Source organism: Nocardia sp. NPDC050717 (assembly GCF_040654275.1).
Classification (GTDB): domain Bacteria; phylum Actinomycetota; class Actinomycetes; order Mycobacteriales; family Mycobacteriaceae; genus Nocardia.
Genome location: NZ_JBFAHR010000019.1, coordinates 17,859 through 38,783, shown reverse-complemented (window position 1 = coordinate 38,783; position 20,925 = coordinate 17,859). Strand labels below are relative to the sequence as shown.

Annotated in this window: 22 protein-coding genes and 1 pseudogene; 10 read left to right on the top strand and 13 right to left on the bottom strand. The window is 70.3% G+C overall.

Translation table 11 applies throughout. The features are described 5' to 3' along the window. Nucleotides 1-39 precede the first annotated feature (39 nt). Complete coding sequence (locus AB0H56_RS28235; protein ID WP_357168762.1) at nucleotides 40-477, top strand: OsmC family peroxiredoxin; 438 nt, start codon at nucleotides 40-42, stop codon at nucleotides 475-477. 60 nt (nucleotides 478-537) lie between these two features. Here AB0H56_RS28235 and AB0H56_RS28230 read toward each other — a convergent pair whose 3' ends face one another. The 4 genes from AB0H56_RS28230 to AB0H56_RS28215 form a co-directional block, all read right to left on the bottom strand. Beyond that, on the bottom strand, nucleotides 538-1,008 hold the full coding sequence (locus tag AB0H56_RS28230; RefSeq protein WP_357168760.1) for a hypothetical protein: 471 nt from the start codon (nucleotides 1,006-1,008) through the stop codon (nucleotides 538-540). Nucleotides 1,009-1,044: 36 nt separating this feature from the next. After that, nucleotides 1,045-1,827 (bottom strand): CbtA family protein, encoded by a 783-nt coding sequence (locus AB0H56_RS28225; RefSeq protein WP_357168758.1) that lies wholly within the window; start codon nucleotides 1,825-1,827, stop codon nucleotides 1,045-1,047. Then, the gene (locus AB0H56_RS28220; RefSeq protein WP_067977397.1) at nucleotides 1,818-2,018 is read right to left on the bottom strand and encodes a CbtB-domain containing protein; all 201 of its coding nucleotides are present in this window, start codon (nucleotides 2,016-2,018) and stop codon (nucleotides 1,818-1,820) included. The genes AB0H56_RS28225 and AB0H56_RS28220 overlap by 10 nt, the downstream gene beginning before the upstream one ends. A gap of 196 nt (nucleotides 2,019-2,214) precedes the next feature. Next, nucleotides 2,215-2,538, bottom strand: a complete 324-nt coding sequence (locus AB0H56_RS28215) for an antibiotic biosynthesis monooxygenase (protein ID WP_232996257.1) — start codon at nucleotides 2,536-2,538, stop codon at nucleotides 2,215-2,217. A 71-nt stretch (nucleotides 2,539-2,609) separates the two neighbouring features. Here AB0H56_RS28215 and AB0H56_RS28210 point away from each other — a divergent pair, with 71 nt between their 5' ends. After that, nucleotides 2,610-3,353, top strand: coding sequence for an alpha/beta hydrolase (locus AB0H56_RS28210; RefSeq protein WP_357168756.1), 744 nt, complete (start codon nucleotides 2,610-2,612; stop codon nucleotides 3,351-3,353). Between the two features lie 235 nt (nucleotides 3,354-3,588). On the opposite strand, the gene AB0H56_RS28205 is transcribed toward AB0H56_RS28210, so the two are convergent. Then, nucleotides 3,589-4,464: an A/G-specific adenine glycosylase gene (locus AB0H56_RS28205; protein ID WP_357168754.1), complete on the bottom strand. Its 876-nt coding sequence runs from the start codon at nucleotides 4,462-4,464 to the stop codon at nucleotides 3,589-3,591. Between the two features lie 90 nt (nucleotides 4,465-4,554). Here AB0H56_RS28205 and AB0H56_RS28200 point away from each other — a divergent pair, with 90 nt between their 5' ends. Further along, on the top strand, nucleotides 4,555-5,178 hold the full coding sequence (locus AB0H56_RS28200) for a carbonic anhydrase (protein WP_110041365.1): 624 nt from the start codon (nucleotides 4,555-4,557) through the stop codon (nucleotides 5,176-5,178). A gap of 59 nt (nucleotides 5,179-5,237) precedes the next feature. After that, entirely contained in the window at nucleotides 5,238-5,927 is a 690-nt protein-coding gene (locus AB0H56_RS28195; protein ID WP_357168753.1) for a hypothetical protein, read from the top strand. Between the two features lie 166 nt (nucleotides 5,928-6,093). Here AB0H56_RS28195 and radA read toward each other — a convergent pair whose 3' ends face one another. Together radA and AB0H56_RS28185 are read right to left on the bottom strand one after the other, a co-directional pair. After that, complete coding sequence (radA, locus tag AB0H56_RS28190; protein ID WP_357168751.1) at nucleotides 6,094-7,494, bottom strand: DNA repair protein RadA; 1,401 nt, start codon at nucleotides 7,492-7,494, stop codon at nucleotides 6,094-6,096. A gap of 77 nt (nucleotides 7,495-7,571) precedes the next feature. Continuing rightward, on the bottom strand, nucleotides 7,572-8,243 hold the full coding sequence (locus AB0H56_RS28185; protein ID WP_357168749.1) for a hypothetical protein: 672 nt from the start codon (nucleotides 8,241-8,243) through the stop codon (nucleotides 7,572-7,574). Between the two features lie 372 nt (nucleotides 8,244-8,615). Here AB0H56_RS28185 and carD point away from each other — a divergent pair, with 372 nt between their 5' ends. The 6 genes and pseudogenes from carD (at nucleotide 8,616) to AB0H56_RS28155 (ending at nucleotide 13,387) form a co-directional block, all read left to right on the top strand. Beyond that, complete coding sequence (gene carD / locus AB0H56_RS28180) at nucleotides 8,616-9,104, top strand: RNA polymerase-binding transcription factor CarD (RefSeq protein ID WP_019044685.1); 489 nt, start codon at nucleotides 8,616-8,618, stop codon at nucleotides 9,102-9,104. A gap of 1 nt (nucleotide 9,105) precedes the next feature. Next, nucleotides 9,106-9,783 (top strand): annotated as a pseudogene (ispD, locus tag AB0H56_RS28175) (2-C-methyl-D-erythritol 4-phosphate cytidylyltransferase); the annotation flags it as partial. Nucleotides 9,784-9,953: 170 nt separating this feature from the next. After that, on the top strand, nucleotides 9,954-10,427 hold the full coding sequence (gene ispF / locus AB0H56_RS28170) for a 2-C-methyl-D-erythritol 2,4-cyclodiphosphate synthase (protein ID WP_357168747.1): 474 nt from the start codon (nucleotides 9,954-9,956) through the stop codon (nucleotides 10,425-10,427). 126 nt (nucleotides 10,428-10,553) lie between these two features. Further along, complete coding sequence (cysS, locus tag AB0H56_RS28165) at nucleotides 10,554-11,957, top strand: cysteine--tRNA ligase (RefSeq protein WP_357168745.1); 1,404 nt, start codon at nucleotides 10,554-10,556, stop codon at nucleotides 11,955-11,957. Next, nucleotides 11,957-12,943: a 23S rRNA (guanosine(2251)-2'-O)-methyltransferase RlmB gene (rlmB, locus tag AB0H56_RS28160; RefSeq protein WP_357168743.1), complete on the top strand. Its 987-nt coding sequence runs from the start codon at nucleotides 11,957-11,959 to the stop codon at nucleotides 12,941-12,943. The genes cysS and rlmB overlap by 1 nt, the downstream gene beginning before the upstream one ends. Nucleotides 12,944-13,108: 165 nt before the next feature. Then, the gene (locus AB0H56_RS28155; RefSeq protein ID WP_357168741.1) at nucleotides 13,109-13,387 is read left to right on the top strand and encodes a DUF4190 domain-containing protein; all 279 of its coding nucleotides are present in this window, start codon (nucleotides 13,109-13,111) and stop codon (nucleotides 13,385-13,387) included. 4 nt (nucleotides 13,388-13,391) lie between these two features. Here AB0H56_RS28155 and AB0H56_RS28150 read toward each other — a convergent pair whose 3' ends face one another. The 6 genes from AB0H56_RS28150 to otsB form a co-directional block, all read right to left on the bottom strand. Next, entirely contained in the window at nucleotides 13,392-14,198 is an 807-nt protein-coding gene (locus AB0H56_RS28150; RefSeq protein ID WP_357168739.1) for an enoyl-CoA hydratase-related protein, read from the bottom strand. A 40-nt stretch (nucleotides 14,199-14,238) separates the two neighbouring features. Further along, nucleotides 14,239-15,411, bottom strand: coding sequence for an acyl-CoA dehydrogenase (locus AB0H56_RS28145; protein WP_357168737.1), 1,173 nt, complete (start codon nucleotides 15,409-15,411; stop codon nucleotides 14,239-14,241). 65 nt (nucleotides 15,412-15,476) lie between these two features. Further along, nucleotides 15,477-16,343, bottom strand: a complete 867-nt coding sequence (locus AB0H56_RS28140; protein WP_357168735.1) for a metal ABC transporter permease — start codon at nucleotides 16,341-16,343, stop codon at nucleotides 15,477-15,479. Continuing rightward, a complete protein-coding gene (locus AB0H56_RS28135; RefSeq protein WP_357168733.1) occupies nucleotides 16,343-17,188 on the bottom strand; it encodes an ATP-binding cassette domain-containing protein in 846 nt (281 codons plus the stop codon). Before AB0H56_RS28135 ends, AB0H56_RS28140 begins: the two co-directional genes overlap by 1 nt. A gap of 9 nt (nucleotides 17,189-17,197) precedes the next feature. Further along, entirely contained in the window at nucleotides 17,198-18,061 is an 864-nt protein-coding gene (locus tag AB0H56_RS28130) for a zinc ABC transporter substrate-binding protein (RefSeq protein WP_357168843.1), read from the bottom strand. Between the two features lie 153 nt (nucleotides 18,062-18,214). Further along, nucleotides 18,215-20,785, bottom strand: a complete 2,571-nt coding sequence (gene otsB / locus AB0H56_RS28125) for a trehalose-phosphatase (protein WP_357168731.1) — start codon at nucleotides 20,783-20,785, stop codon at nucleotides 18,215-18,217. Nucleotides 20,786-20,925 lie beyond the last annotated feature (140 nt).

Sequence of the window (20,925 nt, the reverse complement as noted above, 5' to 3'; positions counted from 1 at the left end):
TCGGACACGTCCCACACCGCACACACGAAGGAAGTTGATATGCCGACTCGTAGCGCACGCACACTCTGGGCAGGCGGGCTGCAGGATGGATCGGGGCAGGTCGAGCTGGTCAGTTCCGGTGCAGGCAAGTTCGATGTGAGTTTCCCGCGGCGCGTGGCCGACGCGGCCGACGGCACCAGCCCGGAGGAGCTGCTCGGCGCGGCGCACGCGTCGTGCTACTCGATGGCGCTCTCGGCCGAGATCGCCAACGTGGGCGGGACGCCGGAGAGCCTGGACGTGACCGCCGACGTCACCCTCGGGCCCGACCCGGCGGGCGGCTTCCGGATCAGCAAGATCAAGCTCACCGTGCGGGCCGTCGCCGCCGGTCTCGACGCCGAGGGCTTCTACACCGCCGCGACCGCAGCCAAGAACGGCTGCCCGGTCAGCAAGGCCCTCGCGGGTGTGGCCGAGGTGGAGCTGGACGCCGAGCTGATCTGATCCCTGATCGGTGACCAGACTCTGGCGCAGCCGGCAGACCGGCTGCGCCAGGGGAATCGGTCAGCGCTGGGTGAACCAGCGGTGCGCGGCCGGGGTGTACATCGCGGGGATCGCGATCACCACCGCCACGATGTGCACGGCCCGGCAGCCCGCCAGCACGGCGGAGGACGGCGCCATGTCGGTGAACAGCGCACCGTAGTCGTCGGTGGACAGCAGCACCGCGAGGGGCTCGATGATCAGCGAGAGCAGCCCCACCACGCCGATCCCGACGGTCAGCAGCGCGCGGGCCACCCGGCTGCCGCGCACCATGTACAGGGCGACGGCCGCGACGACGAGATAGATGGCGAGCCGGGGGAGCAACCCCGCCGCCGTCGCGCCGAACTCGCCACCGCCGCGGGTCGCCCGCAGCAGTCCTTCCGCGGCGCCCGCGGCCAACGCGGTCATCAGCGCGCCGAACGCGACGCCGACCGCGGTGGGCCGGTGGCCGGAAACGGATCGATAGGCGGAAACAGAACGGGCAGTGTCGGTCATGAATCCGACACTGCCCGGCTGGTGTACCGGGGCGAATCACCCCGCGGTAGCGACCGCGCCCGATACGGGAGTGCTACGCCGCGAGGCGAATTCGGTGAGCGCGGCGAAGGCCAGGCCCAATGCCGCCCACAGCGTGGTGGTTTCGGCGAGCGAGGCCACCCGGAAACGCCAGAGCAGCGTCGCGGGGAAGTCCTCGGCCACCTCGTTCACCCCGGGCAGCAGTACATACCCGAGCGTGGTGACCAGCACGAACGCCCCGACTCCCGCGATCAGCCGCAGCGAGTCCAGCTGCCCGGCCAGCGCCCGATACGCCGCGACCGCGGCCGCGACAGCGAGCAGACCGAGCACGACCGCGGCGACCCACAACCAGGTGCGCTCGTTGATCGTCTCCGGATCACCGACCGCGGGCGGGTTCGCCGGGTACTTGAAGAACGGCACCGCCACGATCGCTGCCCACGCGAGCACCGCGGTGGCCAGCGCCAAACGCGGTCCGGGCAGGTCGGTGAACCGGCGCGCGAGATTCAGCACGGCCGCGAACAGCGCGCCGAAGGCCATCCCGGCCAGGCCGAGCGCGAGGAACTGACCCGCCTTCTGCCCGGTCCGGCTGACCAGCGGTTCGTCCTCGCCACCGTGTGAATGCCCGGCCGGCGCTTCCGCACCGCCGTGATGATCGGTGGTGCCCGCCTCTTCGATGGCGATCGCGGCGTCCACCTGGGGCTCGCCGACGAAGTAGCCCACTGTGGCGGCCAGCAGACCGGCGATCAGACCGGCGAGCAGGCCGCGCAACAGCAGGGTCTTGAGTGATCCGGTCAGTGGCACGGAACACCCAGCAGATGACGTCCGTCATGCATCAGCTCATGCAGAAACATCCCGCTACGCGAGACGGCGCCCTGATCGAAACCGACCAGGTACAGGGTGAGCAGTGCGAGCAGAACGACACCTGCCGTGACGAGCACGGTCGCCAGGGTGTCCAGGCCGGTGGACCGGCTGGGTGAATGCGCGATGGCCATTCGGGTTCCTCCTCAGGGATACGCGTCCCATGGTCGAGCGATACGCGGGTGCCGGTGTCTGGCTTTACAGTGGCGCGACCGCTCCGGATTCACACCGGAATTACCGCGCACCCACGCGTGTTTTCACCCGAACTGTGACAGTCGCGGACCATGCACGTCAATACGCGCACCCGCGTGCCCTGGGGAAACGCCGTCGTCAGGCCTTGGCGGGCACGTCGAGGACGACCTCGAATTCCAGCAGCGAGGCACCGGTCGACACCGGCTTGGGCCGCTCGCCCTCGCCGCCATGACCCGCGTGCGCGGCCCGCGCTGGCCCGTCGCGCCACGCCGCGAAGGATTCCTCCGAATCCCACTGGGTCACCACGAAATACCGGTTCTCGCCCGCGGTCGGACGCAGCAACTGGAAGCCGAGGAAACCGGGGGAGTTCTCCACCGCGTGCGCACGCGCGGCGAAGCGCTTCTCCAGCTCCGGGCCGGCGCCCTCGGGGATCTCGATCGCATTGATCTTCACAACAGCCATGCCGCCGACAATACGACCGCTCGGCGAACAACCCGGTTCCGGTATGCGCCTGCGCTGGCACAATCGGGCGGGTGTTGTACGACGAAGGTGGGACCGGCGTCCCGATCCTGCTGCTGCACGGCCTGATGGGCAGCGCGCGCACCTGGACCGATCAGCTGCCGTGGCTGCGCGACTTCGGCCACGTGTACACCGTCGACGCCGCGGGCCACGGCCGGACGCCGCCCGCCGAGCTCACCACCGAGGCGTTCGTGGCCGATCTCGCCGAGCTCACCGCGGGGATCACCGAACCGATGGTCGTGATCGGGCATTCGATGGGCGCCATCCATGGCTGGGTCTTCGCCGCCACCCACCCCGAGCGGGTACGCGCGCTCGTCGTCGAGGACATCGCCCCTGATTTCACCGGACGCACGGCCGCGCACTGGGCCGAGCTGATCCACTCCTGGCCCCAGCCCTTCCCCGACGACCGCGCGGTGCTGGACTATTTCGGACCGGTCGCGGGCGCCTACTTCCTGCGCGCGTTCACCTCCGCCGCCGACGGTTATCGTCTGCACGGCGAGGTCGACACGTTCCGCGCGATCTCCGAGGAGTGGGGCGTGCGCGACTTCTGGGCCGAATGGAAGTCCCTGCGCATGCCCGCGCTGCTGATCGAGGGTGAGTACACCATCACCCCGCCGGGCCAGATGCGCACGATGGCGGAGCTGAACCCCGCCGCCGAGTACGTGCTGGTCGAGGGTGCCGGTCACCTGGTGCACGACGAGCGGCCGGATGTGTATCGCGAGCATGTCAGCGGGTTCCTGCAATGGGTGCTCGACTGACTTGCTCACCCGATTCAGCCGGGCGCTCGGGTGCACGACCAGCACCCTTCCACCGGGAGCACCCGGATCTGGTCGCGGAGATCGACGCGTTCGGCCCCTGGGCGGCGGTGTTCGGTCGGCGTAGACGAGACGATCGGTGGATTCTCAGCCGAGCGCACGGAGTCAGCGGGACCGGCGCGGTCGCGGCGTCGGGTTGCGCGCGAACCGGATCGCCGCGCTCGGACCTCGCTCGCGGCTAATTCGCTCCGCCCTCGCCTGCCAGGGCGAACAGTCCGTCGTCGGTCTGCTCGATCAACCCGTCGACGAGCAACGAGTCCAATGCCCGCGCGCGCTGGCCGGGGTCGCGGGTCCAGGCCAGATCCAGACGCACCCGCTCGACCGGACCCGACGCGTCGCGCAGCACATCGAGCAGCCGCCCGCGCGCTTGCCGGTCGGTGCCCTCGTACTTCTGCACCTTGCGGACCACTTCGCCGACCGGCTTGCCCGCGCTGACCCACGCGCAGGTGGGCAGCGGGCAGGCGGCGCAGTCGGGGTTGCGCGCGGTGCAGACCAGCGCGCCGAGTTCCATCAGCGCGGCGGAGAACTTCGCGGCGCGCGGCACCGAGGCAGGCAGCAGTGCTTCGGTCTCGGCGAGGTCGCGCGAGGACGGGTTGCCGACCTCGCGGCCGTGCACGGCGCGGGCGACGACGCGTCGAACATTGGTGTCCACCACCGGAACTCGCTGTCCGTAGGCGAAGCAGGCCACCGCGCGGGCGGTGTACGCGCCGATTCCGGGCAGGCTCAACAGCACATCGACGTCGGCGGGCACCACATCACCGTGCTCGGTCGCCAGCACCCGCGCGCACTCGTGCAGCCGCAGCGCCCGGCGCGGGTACCCGAGCTTGCCCCACGCCCGCAGCACCTCGGCCTGCGAGGAGGCCGCCATGGCCGAGGGCACCGGCCAGCGCGCCACCCACTCCCGCCAGATCGGCTCGACCCGCACCACCGGGGTCTGCTGCAGCATGATCTCGCTCATCAGGATGTGCCACGCGGTCGCCTCCGGCTTGCGCCACGGCAGATCGCGCGCCGTCTCGCCGAACCAATCCAGCAGGACTTCCGCGTCGATACTCACTGTTCCCGTTCCGCCTCGGCCAGGCACTCGTTGCCGACGCGTAACGCGCCGGACTCGCTGGTAACCCACGGCCTGTGCACAATGGTCGCTATGCCTGGTTCCAATCCGATAAGTGCCTGGAAGTCGCTGCGCGAAGGCAACGAACGCTTCGTCAACGGCACTCTGATGCATCCTAGCCAGGGCGCCGCCGACCGGGCCAAGCTCGTCAGCGGCCAGCATCCGCACGCGATCCTGTTCGGCTGCGGTGATTCCCGCGTCGCCGCCGAACTGATCTTCGACCAGGGGCTCGGCGACATGTTCGTCGTGCGCACCGCCGGTCACGTGGTGGACAGCTCCGTGCTCGGCTCGATCGAGTACGGCGTCGAGGTGCTCAACGTGCCGCTGATCGTCGTGCTCGGCCACGACAGCTGCGGCGCGGTGAAGGCCACCATCGACGCGCTCGACGGCGGTGAGGTGCCGGGCGGATTCATCCGCAGCGTCGTGGAGCGGGTCACGCCGTCGATCCTGGTCGGGCGCCGCGAGGGCCTGTCCTCGATCGACGAGTTCGAGGCCAGGCACGTGGTGGAGACCAGCAGGCTGCTCATGCAGCGGTCGATGATCATCTCGCAGAAGGTCGCCACCGGGCAGTGCGCGATCGCGAGCGTCACCTACAAACTCGAGGACGGACGCGTGCACCTGCGCCGGGTCGTCGGCAATATCGGCGAGACGGTCTGAAACCCCGACACGCCGAGGTCATCGAGCGCTCGTCCGCGCGGTGCGCTTACCGTTGAGGCGTGCTGGAACCGAATGGACCGTTGCCTCCCGAGATCTACTGGCGTCGCCGGGCACTCGCCATCGGCGTCATCGTCGTCGCGCTCGCGATCGTGATCTGGCTCGTCACGATGGTCGCGCGTGGCGGGGACTCCTCGGGGGACAACGCGGCGGCCACCACGACCTCGGCCACGACGAGCAGTGCCGAGTCGAGCACCAGCGCGACCGAGTCGAGCAGCACCACCGCGACCAGCGGTTCGGCGACCAGCTCGGCCACCAGCGGCGCGCCGGCCAGTTCGACGGCGGCGCAGCCGGCCGCCGAACCCTGCGGCGATCAGTCGCTGGCCTTGAAGGTGACGGTCGGCCAGCCGACCTACCGCGTCGGCGACCAGCCCGCCTTCGGCACGGTGATCACCAACATCTCCTCGGCGGCCTGCTCGCGGGATCTGGGGCCCGGCCCGCAGTTCCTGGTGTACACGCTCGACGGCCAGCGCCGCCTGTGGGCGAGCAACGACTGCAATCCCGACGGGCCGCCCGAGGTGAAGACGCTCAAGGCGGGCGAGCAGCTGTCCTACAAGGGCACCTGGTTCGGCACCACCTCCCAGCCGGAGTGCGCGGGCGAGCGGCTGCAGGTGCCCGCGGGCGCCTACATGGTCGTCGCTCAGCTCGGCGCCGTTCGCAGCGCGGCGGAGCCTTTCAATCTGGCCGACTGAACGGGCCACGCACCCGCTTCTCCAGCGGGACCTGGCATTGTGCGGGTGCGCTATAACTCACATGTTCGAGTTCGGTTGATTTGCAGGGTTCGCAAGATCGGTGTCGACGTCAACCGTCGTTGGCGGGGAATTGTGCGATTTCACCGATAACGGAGGTTTGCCCGGGTTATTCCACCGGGACGGCTTCTTTGGCTGCGCGGGATTTGCGGAGCGAGGCCAGTCGCAGTGCCGAGCGCAGATCGCCGACCTCGTGGATGCGCATGGAACCGATCTTGGTCCGCTCCGATCCGGGCGGAACGAGGGCGGTCGTGAAGCCCAAGCGCTCGGCCTCGGCCAGCCGCCTGGTGAGCCCGGTGACCTTGCGGACCTCCCCGGCCAGCCCGACCTCGCCGAGGATCACCCAGCCCGCGGGCAGCGCGATATCGGCCTCCGCGGAGGCGATGGCCAGCGCGATGGCCAGATCGGCGGTCGGCTCGACCAGGCGCATGCCGCCGACCGTCGCCGCGTAGACGTCGTGCTTGCCGAGGAACACCCGGCCCCGGCTCTGCAGCACGGCCAGCACCATCGCGACGCGGTTGTAGTCCAGGCCGCTCACGGCCCGGCGCGGCTGCGGGATCTCGGTCTTCACGGTGAGGCCCTGCACCTCGGCGACCAGCGGCCGCTTGCCGTCCATCGCGACGGTCACCGCGGTGCCCGGCACGGTGTCGGTGCGGTGGTGCAGGAACAGCCCGGACGGATCGTCGACGCACGCGATGCCGTCCTCGTGCAGTTCGAAGCAGCCCACCTCGTCGGCGCTGCCGAACCGGTTCTTGATGCCGCGGATCATCCGCAGCGTGGAGTTCTTGTCGCCCTCGAATTGCAGCACCACGTCGACGAGATGCTCGAGCGTGCGCGGCCCGGCGACGTTGCCGTCCTTGGTGACGTGCCCGACCAGCAGTACGGCGATGCCGCTGGCCTTGGCCAGTGACGTCAGCGCCGCGGTCACCGCGCGGACCTGGGTGACACCGCCGATCACCCCGTCCACCTCGGGGGCGAGCATCGTCTGCACCGAGTCGACCACCAGCAGCGTCGGCCGCACCTGCTCCACGTGGCCGAGCACGATCGACAGATCCGACTCGGCCGCCAGGTACACCCGGTCGTGCACGGCCCCGGTGCGGTCGGCGCGCAGCCGCACTTGGCCCGCCGACTCCTCGGCGGTCACATACAGCGAGGTCTCGCTGCGCTGCGCGGCCCACCGGTGGGCGACCTCGAGCAGCAGGGTCGACTTGCCGACGCCCGGCTCACCCGAGAGCAGCACCACCGAGCCGGGCACCACGCCGCCGCCGAGCACCCGGTCCAGTTCGCTGACCCCGGTCGAGCGCGCCTGGGTGACCTTCGCGTCGATCTGCGACAGCGGCGCCGCCGCCGTGCTCGGCAGCATCGCCCGCCGCCCTGGCGCCGCGGCGGCCGCCGACACGGCCACCTCGTTCACGGTGCCCCAGGCGCCGCACTCCGGGCACTTGCCCACCCATTTGGACACCTCGTGCGAGCACGAGGTGCACCGGAAGACAGCTTTGGTCTTGGCCACACGCGCACCCTACGGACCGGCTCCGACAAAAAGAAAAGCCGCCGCGATCACCGCGACGGCTTTCCTCGTACGGGGAATCAGTGCCCGCCCGCGCCCTCGGGGGCCGGGCCGGACAGCTCGTTCTCGACGCGCTCGCTGGCGGCGGCGTCGACCGGGACGGCCACCTGCACGGTGCCCGCGTCCTTGAAGTTGAAGGTGACGTTGTAGGTCAGGCCCGGGTGGATCTTCTGGGTCAGACCGGTGATCTCGATCGTGCCGGGCTTGGCGGCCGGATCGTTGGACGGTGTGTCACCGGCCGTGGTCGGCGCGGCCGAGGTGGTCGGGGCGGCCGAGGTCGTGGTGCCGTGGTCGTCGGCGGGCTTGGCGCCTGCCGCGGTGGTCCCGGCGACCACGGTCTGCTGCGGCGCCAGCACGAACTTGGTGTCGCCGCTCGGGCCGGTCAGCTTCACCGGGCCCAGGTCGGTGGTGACGCTGGTCAGCTCGTCGGTGACCGTCTCGCTGTCGTTGATGATCGACAGCGCGATGACGGCCTTGCCGCCCTTGTCGTGCTCGGCGGACGCCTCGGGGTACACGATGTGCACGTTGCGCAGGGCGATCGCGCCGACCTCGGCGTTGTTGCCGTTGATCGCGGCGGCCTGCGACGAGGTCTGGGTGTGCTGGCCGGCACTGCAGCCGCTCAGGGCGATGCCCGCGGCAGCGGCGAGGGCGGCAACCGTCGCCATGCGACGTCGCGCCGACGTGGCGGTCACAGCTTTCAGGGCAGTCACGGTTTGTCCTCCATGTCGACCGGGCTCACTCCGTCCACCGGGGGTGGATCGGAGGGTAGTAACTAGGCAGCGTAGTAGTTCGCTTCGCGCGCGTGGCGTCCGGGCTCGCGACGCGCGGGCGCGGAAGTAACAGTTCGGTGTCTCGGGGCCGATTGCCGGATCGATGCCGGACGGGCGGTGCGCGAGGACGACCCGCTGTGCTGGTGGTTAACCCGTTCTGGCACAACGTGATGCACAACAAATTCGGGTTGTCAACCCCTACGATGGCCTCGTTGTGGCCCTGACCTGCACAGTTGATCGCGCCGTTATCGAGTCGCATGTTAAACTGTGAACATCGAAAGGGGCACGGGACACATGATTTTTAAGGTCGGAGACACCGTCGTTTACCCCCACCACGGAGCGGCGCTGATCGAAGCAATCGAGACCCGCACCATCAAGGGTGTGCAGAAAGAGTATCTGGTCCTGAAGGTCGCGCAAGGCGACCTGACCGTTCGGGTTCCCGCGGAGAACGCCGAATATGTCGGCGTCCGCGACGTCGTCGGCCAGGAAGGTCTCGACCGCGTCTTCCAGGTGCTGCGCGCGCCACACACGGAGGAGCCGACCAACTGGTCCCGCCGTTACAAGGCCAACCTCGAGAAGCTCGCCTCCGGCGATGTGAACAAGGTGGCCGAAGTCGTGCGCGACCTGTGGCGTCGTGAGCAGGACCGCGGCCTGTCCGCCGGTGAGAAGCGGATGCTGGCCAAGGCCCGTCAGATCCTCGTCGGTGAGCTCGCGCTCGCCGAGGGCACCGACGACGGCAAGGCCGAATCGCTGCTCGACGAGGTCCTCGCCGCGGCTTCCTAGAGTGCGATCTGTCGTAGCACTGGTTCCTGCCGCCGGTCGTGGCGTGCGCCTGGGTGAATCCACCCCGAAGGCGTTCGTCCCGGTCGGCGGCATACCTATGGTCCGATTGGCTGTCGACGGGCTGATCGCGTCCGGTGCCGTGCACCGCGTCGTGGTCGTCGTGCCCGCCGACCTGGTCGAATCCGCGACCGCTCTGCTGCCCGCCACCTCACTGACCGGCGGTTCGATGCCCCCTGTGCCGGTGCAGGTCGTTGTCGGCGGCGCCGAGCGCACCGACTCGGTGCGCGCCGGGATCGCGGCCGCGCCCGATGCCGCGTTCTATCTCGTGCACGACGCCGCTCGCGCGCTCACCCCGCCGGCGCTGATCGCGCGGGTGGCGGCCGAGCTGCACGCCGGCAGTCCCGCCGTCGTCCCCGCCCTGCCCGTCGTGGACACCGTGAAATCGGTCGACGACGCGGGCGTGGTGACCGGCACTCCCGACCGCGCGCACCTGCGCGCCATCCAGACACCCCAGGGCTTCGACGCCGAGCTGCTGCGCCGCGCCTACGCCACCGAGGTCGGCGCCACCGACGACGCGGGCCTGGTCGAACGCCTCGGCGCGGCCGTGCGCACCGTGCCGGGCGACCCGCTCGCGTTCAAGATCACCACTCCGCTCGACCTGCGACTGGCCGAATCGCTGTGCGCCGATCGGTCCGCCACCGCGGTCGACCCCGCTGGTGTGGCCGAGACCGCTTCGTCGACCGGCGCGGATGCGCCTGCGATCGAGGGCGGTGCCCCGCTCCGGGGGGAGTCCACGGGCGTGGCGGCCACCGCCGACGCCGCGGATCGCGGTACCGAGGCGGTCGCGCGATGAGAGTCGGTATCGGCAGCGATGTGCACCCGATCGAGCCGGGTCGCCCCTGCTGGATGGCCGGTCTGCTGTTCGAAGACGCCGACGGCTGCGCGGGTCACTCCGACGGCGATGTCGCCGCGCACGCGCTGTGCGACGCGTTGCTCTCCGCCGCCGGCCTGGGTGACGTGGGCGCCGTCTTCGGCGTCGGCCGCCCGGAGTGGGCCGGTGTCACCGGCGCCGCCATGCTCACCGAGGTCCGCAGGCTGCTGGCCGAGGAGGGTTTCACCGTCGTGAACGCCGCCGTGCAGGTCATCGGCAACCGCCCGAAGATCGGCCCGCGCCGCGCCGAGGCGCAGAAGGTGCTCGGCGAACTGCTCGACGCGCCGGTCTCGGTCTCCGGCACGACCACCGACGGCCTCGGCCTGACCGGCCGCGGTGAGGGCGTCGCCGCCATCGCCACCTGTCTGCTGGCGGACTGTCCGCGGCCCTGACGGGCTCCGGCAAATCCGCCGCCACACCCGCTGCTCCGCCCGGCCCCACCGCGCTCGCGGATTTCCGGTGAGCCACGAACCGGCCGGTCATCCGCACGCCCATCCCACCGACTAGGATCGAATGCCGTGACCTTGCGCCTTTTTGACACCGACACGCGGACCCTGCGGGAATTCACCCCGCTGGTCCCCGGCCGTGCCTCGGTGTATCTGTGTGGGGCCACCGTGCAGGGCCAGCCCCATATCGGGCATGTGCGCAGCGGCGTCGCGTTCGACGTGCTGCGCCGCTGGCTGCTCGCGCACGACTACGACGTGTGGTTCATCCGCAATGTCACCGATATCGACGACAAGATCCTGAACAAGGCCGCCGAGGCGGGCCGCCCGTGGTGGGAATGGGCCGCCACGCACGAGCGCGCCTTCGATTCGGCCTACGAGGTGCTCGGCGTGCTGCCGCCCTCGGCCGAGCCGCGCGCCACCGGCCACATCACCCAGATGGTCGGGCTGATGGAGCGGTTGATCGAGCGCGGGCACGCCTACGCCGCCGACGGCGACGTCTACTTCGACGTGCTGAGCTGGCCGAACTACGGCGAACTGTCCGGCCACAAGCTCGACGACGTGCACCAGGGCGAGACCCCCACCCGCGGCAAGCGCGACCCGCGCGATTTCACGCTGTGGAAGAGCGCCAAGCCGGGCGAGCCGAGCTGGCCCTCGCCCTGGGGTCCCGGCCGGCCCGGCTGGCACCTGGAATGCTCGGCGATGGCCGAGTTCTATCTCGGCCCCGAATTCGATATCCACTGCGGTGGAATGGATTTGATTTTCCCGCACCACGAGAACGAGATCGCTCAGTCCAAGGCGGCCGGCGACGGGTTCGCGCGTTACTGGCTGCACAACGGCTGGGTGACGATGGGCGGGGAGAAGATGTCGAAGTCGCTCGGCAATGTGCTCTCGGTACCGAATGTGCTCAGCCGGGTGCGCCCGGTGGAATTGCGTTTCTATCTGGGCAGCGCGCATTACCGCTCGATGCTCGAATACTCCGACAAAGCACTCGACGACGCGGTCGCCTCGTATCAGCGCATCGAGGCATTCGTCCATCGCGTGCTCGATCGCGTCGGCGAGGTCCCGATCGGTAAATGGACCGATGCATTCGCGGCCGCGATCGATGACGATCTCGCGATTCCGAAGGCGCTGGCCGAAATTCACCACGTGGTGCACGAGGGCAATCGCGCGCTGGAGGCGGGCACGGTGGACACGGCGGCCGAATTGGCCGGTCAGGTCCGCGCGATGCTCGGCATCCTCGGCGTCGACCCGCTCGACCCGCACTGGTACACCGCCGCCGACAATTCGGCGGCGCTCGACGCGCTCGATGTGCTGGTCCGCTCCGAGCTGGATCGCCGGGCGAGCGCTCGGGCGGAGAAGGACTGGGCAGCAGCCGATGCCGCACGGGATCGGCTCGTCGCAGCGGGTATCGAGGTCACCGATACCCCGCAGGGGCCGGAATGGTCGCTGGGCGCATCTAGCGGAAAGGCGAACTGATGGCAGGCAATTCACAGCGACGCGGAGCGATCAGGAAGGGCGGCACCAAGAAGGGTGCCGTCGTCGGCTCCGGCGGCAAGCGCCGTCGCGGCCTCGAGGGCAGGGGCGCGACCCCGCCCGCCGAGGCGCGCACCAAGCACCCCGCCGCCAAGCGGGCCGCCGCCGCGGCGAAAGCCAAAGCGGCGCAGCAGAACCGGCCGTCCGGCAAGTCCGGGGTGCCGCGCGTCGGGCGCAAGTCCGACGACGGTCCCGAGCTGGTGCTCGGCCGCAACCCGGTGCTCGAATGCCTGCGCGCCGATGTCCCGGCGACCGCGCTCTACGTGGCCGTCGGCACCGAGAACGACGAGCGGCTCACCGAGAGTGTGCAGCGCGCCGCCGACATGGGCATCTCGATTCTCGAGGTGCCGCGCACCGATCTGGATCGGTTGAGCGCCAACGGCATGCACCAGGGCCTGGCCCTGCAGGTGCCGCCGTACCGCTACGCCCACCCCGACGACCTGATGGACCGCGTGAAGACCTCCGGTGAGCCGGGGCTGCTCGTCGCGCTCGACAACATCTCCGATCCGCGCAACCTGGGCGCCGTCATCCGCTCGGTCGCCGCGTTCGGTGGCCAGGGCGTGGTGATCCCGCAGCGCCGCAGCGCCAGCGTCACCGCGGTCGCGTGGCGTACCAGCGCGGGCGCCGCGGCCCGGCTGCCCGTCGCCAGGGCCACCAACCTGACTCGCACCCTGAAGGACTGGGCCGCGCAGGGCTTCCAGATCGTCGGCCTCGACGCGGGCGGCGACACCACCCTCGACGACTTCGACGCCAGCGTGCCGACGGTCGTGGTGGTCGGTTCCGAGGGCAAGGGCCTCTCGCGCCTGGTCCGCGAGAACTGCGACTCGATCCTGAGCATCCCGATGGCGGGCCCGGTGGAGTCCCTCAACGCCTCCGTCGCGGCGGGCGTAGTCCTCGCCGACATCGCCAGACAGCGCAGGGCTATCTGAGCGCTGGCGCGGCCGCGACCCGCCGCTGACGCGGCGGACCCTCCTCGAGGTCGGGTCGTGCGGGGCCGGGTTTTCGTCGTCGTGTGTCGCGGCCTCGATCGGGGTGAGTTCCGTTCCGCGCGTAGTACCGCGTCAGCGGCCCTCGTGCACAGTAGAATTCGGTGCGTGGCGATTCCGAATCAGCCGATCGGTGAGACGGTCGAGCACCCGCAGGCGAACCTGATCCTCGTGCTCGGGCTGCTCAGCCCGTTCTGCTGTGGGATCTTCGGGCCGATCGCGTGGGTGCTCGGGAAGCGGGCGCTCAACCAGATCGACGAGTCCTATGGCGCGCTCAGTGGGCGTTCGCAGGTGATGATCGGCTACATCGCGGGCATCATCGGCACCATTCTCATGGTGCTGTTCGCGATGCTGTACCTGGCCGGGTCCTGCAACGGAAACTTCTGACGCGTCAATCCAACCCGGGGCGCTCGGTGACGGCGTCGCCGGCGGGCCACTCGGCGCTGATGCTGCCGGACCACTTCGGCGCGCGTCGTTCCTTGAACGCGGCCATGGCCTCGCCGCCGTCGACGCTCTTGGCGACGTGCGCGTTGAGTTCGGTCTCGAGCTGACCGACCATCGTCGGCGTCGTCATCCCGAGGCTCTGCCAGATCAGCCGCTTGGTCAGCGCCACCGGGAGCGGGGCCGGTCCGGTGGCGATGTCGTGGGCCACGGCCATGGCGGTGGGCAGCACCTCGCCCGCGGGCAGGCTCGCGTTGGCCAGACCCATCGACTTGGCCTCGTCGCCGTCGAAGGTGCGGCCGGTGAGCATGATGTCGGCGGCGTTGGCCAGGCCGGCCAGGCGCGGCACCGTCCAGTGCGCGTAGCCGTCGGCGAGCACGCCGCGGCGGACCTGGCTCAGGCCGTAGACGGCGTCGTTGGCGAAGTAGCGCAGATCGCACTGCAGGGCCAGCGCCAGGCCGATACCGACGGCGTGCCCGTTCACGGCGGCGATCACGGGCTTGCGGACCTGCCACGGCGGCGGATCGAGGGTCGCGCTCACCTCGCCCGCGCGGGCCGACAGATCCGCGCCCGCGCAGAACGCGGGCGCGGTGCCCGTGATCACGACGGCGCGGATCGCGTCCTCGAGGTCGCACCGGCGCAGCGCGGCGCTCAGCTCGGCCGCCATCGTCGGCGTGACCGCGTTCTGCTGCGCGGGACGGTTGAGGGTGAGCACGGCGACACCCGCCGCGACATCGACGAGCAGTTCCGAACTCATGGGGCGAATGGTACTAGCCGCCGCCGGATCGGAGGTGGCTTCACTCCCGCAGCAGGTGCCGTCCGATGGCGTATTTGTGCACCTCGGTCGGCCCGTCGTAGAGGCGGAAGGCGCGCATGTCGCGGAACAGCATCTCCACCACCGTCTCGTCGCTGATGCCGATCCCGCCGAGCACCTGCACGCAGCGGTCGGTGACCTTGAACAGCTCCTCGGACACGTACGACTTGGCCATCGAGGACTCGTGTCTGGCCTGCTCGCCCTTGTCCATCAGCCAGCAGCTGTGCCAGATCGTCAACCGGCACTGGTGCAGGGCCACCTCGTTGTCGGCCAGCATGAACGACACGCCCTCGTGCTCGCCGATCGGCTTGCCGAAGGCGGTGCGGGTGCGCGCGTAGTCGAGGGCGATGCTCTGCGCCCGTTCGGCCGCGCCCAGCCAGCGCATGCAATGGGTCAGCCGGGCGGGCGCCAGCCGCAGCTGGGCGTAGCGCAGGGCCTGCCCGGTGCGGCCGAGCACGGCCGAGGGCGGCAGGGTGAGGTTCTCGAAGCGCACCACGGCGTGCCCGCCGACGTAGTTGCGGTCCATCGTGTTCATGACCCGCTCGATCACGATGCCCTCGGCGCCGCCGTCGGCGAGGAACAGCGTTGGCCCCGCCGGCACGTGCGGGTTTTCCGCGAGCTTGGCCATGATGATCCAGGTCTTGGCGCCGTCGGCGCCGGTGATCAGCCATTTGCGCCCGTTGATCACGTAGTTCTCGCCGTCGAACACGGCCTCGGTGCTGAGCTGACCGGGGTCGGAGCCCGCGCCGCCCGGCTCGGTCATCGCGAACACCGAGCGCTGCTCGCCGCGGATCACCGGCATCAGGAACTCGTCGACCTGCTCCGGGTCGGCGATCTTGCCGAGCAGGAACATGTTGCCCTCGTCGGGCGCGGCGCAGTTCATCGCGACCGGTCCCAGCGTCGACCAGCCCGCGGCCTCGTAGACGACGGCCTGTTCCACGTGCGAGAGCCCGAGGCCGCCGTATTCGACCGGCGCCTGCACTGTCAGCAGCTTCTCCGCCCGCGCCAGCTCCACCAGCTCGGCGCGCAGATCGTCGGTCGGCCCGTGTGCGGTCAGGCGCGGGTCGCGTTCGAACGGCACGATCCGATCGGCGACGAACGCGCGGACACGATCGCGCAGGGCGGCCAGGTCATCCGGAATGCTGAAGTCGATCATGAGGTGTAGTTTGCGCGCTGACCATCGGCGCCCGGGGCATTTCGGCCCCGAGTGACACCAAATTCTCAGCGGGCCGGTGTCAGCCGCCGGTTGCGGTGCCCGACCACCCGGCACACCAGGTAGATGGTGAACGAGATCGCGGTGACGAAGGTCGACACCGGCACGCCGGGCGCCAGCGAGAGCAGCAGCCCGCCCACCGCCGCGACCTCGGCGAAGAGCACCGACAGCAGCGCCGCCCGCAGCGGACTCGCCGTCACCTGCGCGGCCGCGGCGGCCGGGGTGATCAGGATGGCCAGCACCAGCAGCGCGCCCACGATCTGCACGCCGAACGCGGCGGTGATGCCGAGCAGTACCGCGAACACCACCGACAGCGCCCGCACCGGAACGCCGCGCGCCACCGCGACCTCGGGATCGGCGCTGGCGAACAGCAGCGGGCGGTACACCACCGAGAGCACCGCGAGCACGCCCGCGGTGCAGGTGAGCAGCAGGGCGAGGCCGTCGTAGCCGACGCTGGCGACCTGCCCGGTCAGCAGCGAGAACTTCGACCCCGCCCGATCGGGCGCGAGCCAGAGGAAAAGCACCGACAGGCCGAGCCCGAACGAGAGCACCACCGCGATCACCGAATCACGTTCGCGCGCACGGGAACCCAGCCAGCCGAACAGGATCGCGGCGACCACCGAACCGGCGATCGCGCCGAACCCGACCCCCACCCCGGCCAGCAGCGCGGCCGAGGCGCCGGTCAGCGACAGCTCGCTGGTGCCGTGCACCGCGAACGACATCTGCCTGCTGACGATCAGCGGCCCGATCAGCCCGGCCAGCAGCCCGAGCAGGGCGCTGGCCAGCAGGGCCTGCTGGACGAAGTCGTAGGTGAGCAGGTCGGCGGTGGTGCCGATGTCGAACATCTGCTGCCAGACCTTGGTGAGCTTGTCCATCAGGCGGTACCGCCGAGCGCGTCCATGTCGTCGCCGGTGCCGACGACGACCAGCCGGTCGCGCACCCGCAGCACCTCGACCTCGGTGCCGTAGAGCTCCGAGAGCGTGGCCGAGGTCATCACCTCGTCGGGGGTGCCGATCCGGAACTCGCCGTCGACCAGGTACAGCACCCGGTCGACCAGCGGCAGGATCGGATTGATCTCGTGGGTCACGAACAGCACGGCGGTGTCGTGCTCGCGGCGGCGCCGATCGACGAGTTCGGCGACCAACCGCTGATTGGCCAGGTCGAGGCTGAGCAGCGGCTCGTCGCACAGCAGCACCGACGGATCGCCGACGAGCGCCTGCGCGACCCGCAGCCGCTGCTGTTCGCCACCGGAGAGCGTTTCCAGCGGCGCGTGCGCGAACTCCTGCGCGCCGACCGCGGCCACCGCGGCCTCGACCTTGCGGGCCCGCTCGCCACGCCCGCGCCAGCCCAGGCCCCACCGATGCCCGTCGACGCCGAGGCCGACCAGGTCGACCCCGCGCAGCTGCACGCCTGCGTCGATGGTCTTCTGCTGCGGGATGTAGCCGATGCCGGGGTTGCCGACATCGGCGCGCCTGCCCGCGATCTCCGCGGTGCCCGCCGTCAGGCCGAGCCTGCCCAGCAGCACCCGCAGCAGCGAGGTCTTGCCGGAGCCGTTGGGACCGAGGACGGCGATGAATTCGCCCGGTGCGACGTCGAGGTCGAGCTCGCGCCACAGGGTGCGCTCGCCGAAGGACAGCGTGGCGCCGCGCAGCCGGATGGCCGCGGCGGTGTCGTCCGCCGGTGCGGTGGCGGCCGGTGCCGCTTCCTCAGTCGTCGACATGGGCGATCCTCAGCGCAGTGCCGCGGCGAGCGCCTTGGCGTTCGCGGTCTGCCACTGCACGTAATCCATTCCGGCGGGCAGGGTTTCGGTGACCTCGACGACCGCGACACCGGCACCCTGGGCCGCGGCGCGCAGGTCCTGGGTCACCTTGTCCTCGGTCTGGGTGTTGTAGATGAGCGCCTTGACCTGCTTGCCGGTGATCAGGTCGCGGGTGGCGGCGACGGCGGCCGGGGCCGGGTCGGTCTCCTGCTCGATCGCTTCCTGGAACTCGTGCGGCGTCTTGTCCTGCGCGGTGGCGGCCACCAGCAGGTAGTGCGCGAGCGGCTCGGACTGGGCGACCGGCGCGTTGGGATGCTGGGTGGCGATCGTGCCGGTGATCGTGCTGACGCCGATCAGCTGGTTCTTGAAGGTCGTCGCGCGCTCGGTGTAGGCGGCGGCGTTGGGGCCGTCGAGCTCGCCGAGCTGGGCGGCGATCCGGTCGGCGACGGCGGCGACGGTGGTCACGTCGTACCAGACGTGCTCGTTCTCGTCGCTCTTGTCGGTGCGCTGCTCGAACGCCTCGACGGTCCGCTTGTCCTTGCCGGAGATGGCCTTCTCGATGAACTCGTCGTAGTGCCCGCCGTTGAACACCACCAGGTCGGCGTCGCTGATCTTGGCGGTATCGGTGGCCGAGGTCTCGAAGGAGTGCGGATCAGCGGCGGGATCGCTGATGATCGAGGTCACCTCGACATCCGGCCCGGCGACGGCGGTCGCGATGGAACCCCACACATTGGTGGAGGCGACGATCGCGAGCCCCTCGGAATCCTTGGACCCGTCCCCACAGGCAGTGAGCCCGACCGCGACGGCCGCCCCCACCGTGAGACCAGCACACATGCGGACGAATCGACTGTTCACGCGGTACTCCTGCAAACCCGAAAACTCATAATGGAAATCGTTACCGTTTTAGATTAGCAGGACCGAGTACCCAGCACGAACCGCATCGAAAAGCCGGGCTCGGGAATCGAGCCCGGCTTCGTCGACGGTTCGTCAGACCAGCACGTCGGCGGGCTGGCTGAGCAGTTGGGCGCAGCGCAGCAGGCCGAGGTGGCTGTAGGCCTGCGGGTGGTTGCCGAGGGAACGCTCGGCGACCGGGTCGTACTCCTCGCTCAGCAGGCCGGTGGGGCCGGCCGCGGCGACGAGCTGGGCGAACAGTGCCTCGGCGTCGGAGCGTCGGCCGATGAGCAGGTAGGCCTCCACCAGCCAGGCGGCGCACAGGTGGAAACCGCCCTCGCCGCCGGGCAGGCCGTCGTCGTGGTGGTAGCGGTAGACCGTCGCGCCGCTGCGCAGCTCGGCCTCGGTCGCCACGACGGTCGCCGCGAAGCGCGGGTCAGCCGGGTCGATCAGGCCGCTCAGGCCGATGTGCAGGGTCGCGGCGTCCAGGTCGGTGCCGTCGTAGGCGGCGGTGTAGGACTGCACCTCCTCGTTCCAGCCCTTCGCCTTCACTTCCTCGGCGATGGTGTCGCGCAGCGGAGCCCACTCGGGGTCGGCCGGGCGGTCGAACCGCTCGGCCAGGGTCAATGCGCGATCGATCGTGAGCCAGCCCATCACCTTCGAGTACACGTGGTGGCGCGGGTTGCCGCGGATCTCCCAGATACCGTGATCGGGCTCGGTCCAGCGCCGCTGCACCGCCGACACCATGGCGTGCACCAGCTCCCAGTCGGCGTCGGGCAGTGCCTTGGTGGGCTCGGTGATGCCCTGACGTTCCCGCTCGTGCGCCATCGTGGTGATCAGGTCGACGATCGGCCCGAACACGTCGAGCTGCACCTGCATGTTGGCCGCGTTGCCCACGCGAACCGGCCGCGAGCCCGCGTAACCGGGCAGCAGGTCGATGACGGCTTCCGGCGGCAGCGTCTCGCCGTAGATCGTGTACAGCGGGTGCAGCCGCTCGGGGCCGGGGATCGTGTCGAGCACCCGGTGCACCCAGCCGAGGAACTCGTCGGCCTCGGTCAGCGAGCCGAGGTGCACGAGCGCCTGCGCGGTGAGCGAGGCGTCGCGCAGCCAGCAGTAGCGGTAGTCCCAGTTGCGCACGCCGCCGATGTCCTCGGGCAGCGAGGTGGTCGCCGCGGCCAGGATGGAGCCGGACGGGCGGTGCACCAGGCCGCGCAGGGTCAGCGCCGAGCGCTTCATCAGATCGGGCTTGAGCGGGGGCAGCTGCAGCCCGGCCGCCCACTCCGACCAGTACTGCTCGGCGAGCTGCCTGCGCTGGTGTTCCGGCGTCATCGACGGCGCCAGATCGGCTGTGCCGCAGCGCAGTTCGAGGACGACGGGCGCGGCCGACGGATCGACCACCGCGCGTGCCTGCTCGCTGACGCCGTCGAACAGGATCTCCCACTCCACGCCGGGGGAGCGCAGCACCATGGGTTCGTTGGTGCCGCTCACCCGCAGGCCACCGGTCACCGCCTCGATGCGCACCGGCACCTGGCCGAACTCCGGCCGCGGCGCGAAGGTGACGACGGCCTTCGCGTCGCCGGTGATCACGCGGGTCAGGTCGGTGCGGTCGGCGGGCACGTCGTGCGGCAGATAGTCCATCACCTGCAGGCTCGACCAGCGCGTCTGGACGGTCATCGTGCCGTCCACGTAGCGCTGCGACAGCGGCAGGCCCGCGCGTTCGGGCGCGACCGTGAAGTGTCCGGCGGCCGCGCCGCCGAGCAGGTGCGCGAACACCGCCGCCGAGTCGGGCTCGGGGTGGCAGAACCAGGTGACCGTCGCGTCGGGGGTGAGCAGCGCGACCGAGCGCGGGCTGGCCAGCATGGTCAGCCGCTCGATGCGGGGCGCGCTCGCGCCGGCGAGCCAGGTGCGGCGCTCCTCCACGAGGAAGGCCAGCGCGCGGGCGACGTCCTCGGTGGAGCCGACGCGCAGCTTCGCCAGGCTCTCGCCCTCGCCGACCTTGATGCCCACGTCGGGCCCGGACAGCACGCGGAAGGCCTTCTCGTCGGTGACGTCGTCGCCGAAGAACACCGCCGCCGAGGCACTCTCCTGGTGCCGGATGGTGTCGAGCGCGGTGCCCTTGTCGGTCGGGATCACCGCGAGCTCGATCACCGCCTTGCCCTCGGTCACCTGGACGCCGACCCAGCAGGCCGGGCCCTGACGCACGGAATTCAGTGCGCGCCTGCCGATCTCGGGGCTGGCGTTGCGCACGTGCAGCGCGGCGCTGGCCGGCTTGGTCTCGACGGTGACGCCGGGGTTCTCGGCGGCGATCTGGGCGAAGGCGGTCTGGATCTCGGCGAGCAACTGCTTGGCGTCGTTGTCGATCGCGTGCACGAAGCCCACGTCGAACTCCGAGCCGTGGCTGCCGATCAGCTGCACCTCGACCGGTAGGCGCGAGAGCGCGGCCAGATCACGTAGCGCGCGACCGGAAATCACCGCGGCGGTGGTGTTGGACAGACCGGCGAGCGCGCGTAGCGCGCTCACCGATTCCCGATGGGGAAACGCCTTCGTCGGGTCGGACACGATCGGGGCGATGGTCCCGTCGTAGTCCGAAGCAACCAAGAGCCGTGGCACGCGCGCAACCGACGCCAGTGCACGGCGGACATCCAAGGGCAGATCCTGTGCGCTCACGCATCCAACCTAGTGATCGGGGGAGTTGATCAGGGGGCGCGAAAAACAATACTGCGTCAATTCTGGCGCACCGGCGGCGCGGCGGGTTGTGCGCGCGGTGTCTCGCAAATCCTGGGCATATGCACGAACGGCCATACATC

Excerpts from the sequence above, each read along its gene's own strand:
- AB0H56_RS28235 (WP_357168762.1), top strand. The coding sequence starts at position 40 with ATGCCGACTCGTAGCGCACGCACACTCTGGGCAGGCGGGCTGCAGGAT.
- AB0H56_RS28230 (WP_357168760.1), bottom strand. The coding sequence starts at position 1,008 with ATGACCGACACTGCCCGTTCTGTTTCCGCCTATCGATCCGTTTCCGGC.
- AB0H56_RS28220 (WP_067977397.1), bottom strand. The coding sequence starts at position 2,018 with ATGGCCATCGCGCATTCACCCAGCCGGTCCACCGGCCTGGACACCCTG.
- AB0H56_RS28215 (WP_232996257.1), bottom strand. The coding sequence starts at position 2,538 with ATGGCTGTTGTGAAGATCAATGCGATCGAGATCCCCGAGGGCGCCGGC.
- AB0H56_RS28200 (WP_110041365.1), top strand. The coding sequence starts at position 4,555 with ATGCCTGGTTCCAATCCGATAAGTGCCTGGAAGTCGCTGCGCGAAGGC.
- carD (WP_019044685.1), top strand. The coding sequence starts at position 8,616 with ATGATTTTTAAGGTCGGAGACACCGTCGTTTACCCCCACCACGGAGCG.
- ispF (WP_357168747.1), top strand. The coding sequence starts at position 9,954 with ATGAGAGTCGGTATCGGCAGCGATGTGCACCCGATCGAGCCGGGTCGC.
- rlmB (WP_357168743.1), top strand. The coding sequence starts at position 11,957 with ATGGCAGGCAATTCACAGCGACGCGGAGCGATCAGGAAGGGCGGCACC.
- AB0H56_RS28150 (WP_357168739.1), bottom strand. The coding sequence starts at position 14,198 with ATGAGTTCGGAACTGCTCGTCGATGTCGCGGCGGGTGTCGCCGTGCTC.
- AB0H56_RS28145 (WP_357168737.1), bottom strand. The coding sequence starts at position 15,411 with ATGATCGACTTCAGCATTCCGGATGACCTGGCCGCCCTGCGCGATCGT.
- AB0H56_RS28140 (WP_357168735.1), bottom strand. The coding sequence starts at position 16,343 with ATGGACAAGCTCACCAAGGTCTGGCAGCAGATGTTCGACATCGGCACC.
- AB0H56_RS28135 (WP_357168733.1), bottom strand. The coding sequence starts at position 17,188 with ATGTCGACGACTGAGGAAGCGGCACCGGCCGCCACCGCACCGGCGGAC.
- AB0H56_RS28130 (WP_357168843.1), bottom strand. The coding sequence starts at position 18,061 with ATGTGTGCTGGTCTCACGGTGGGGGCGGCCGTCGCGGTCGGGCTCACT.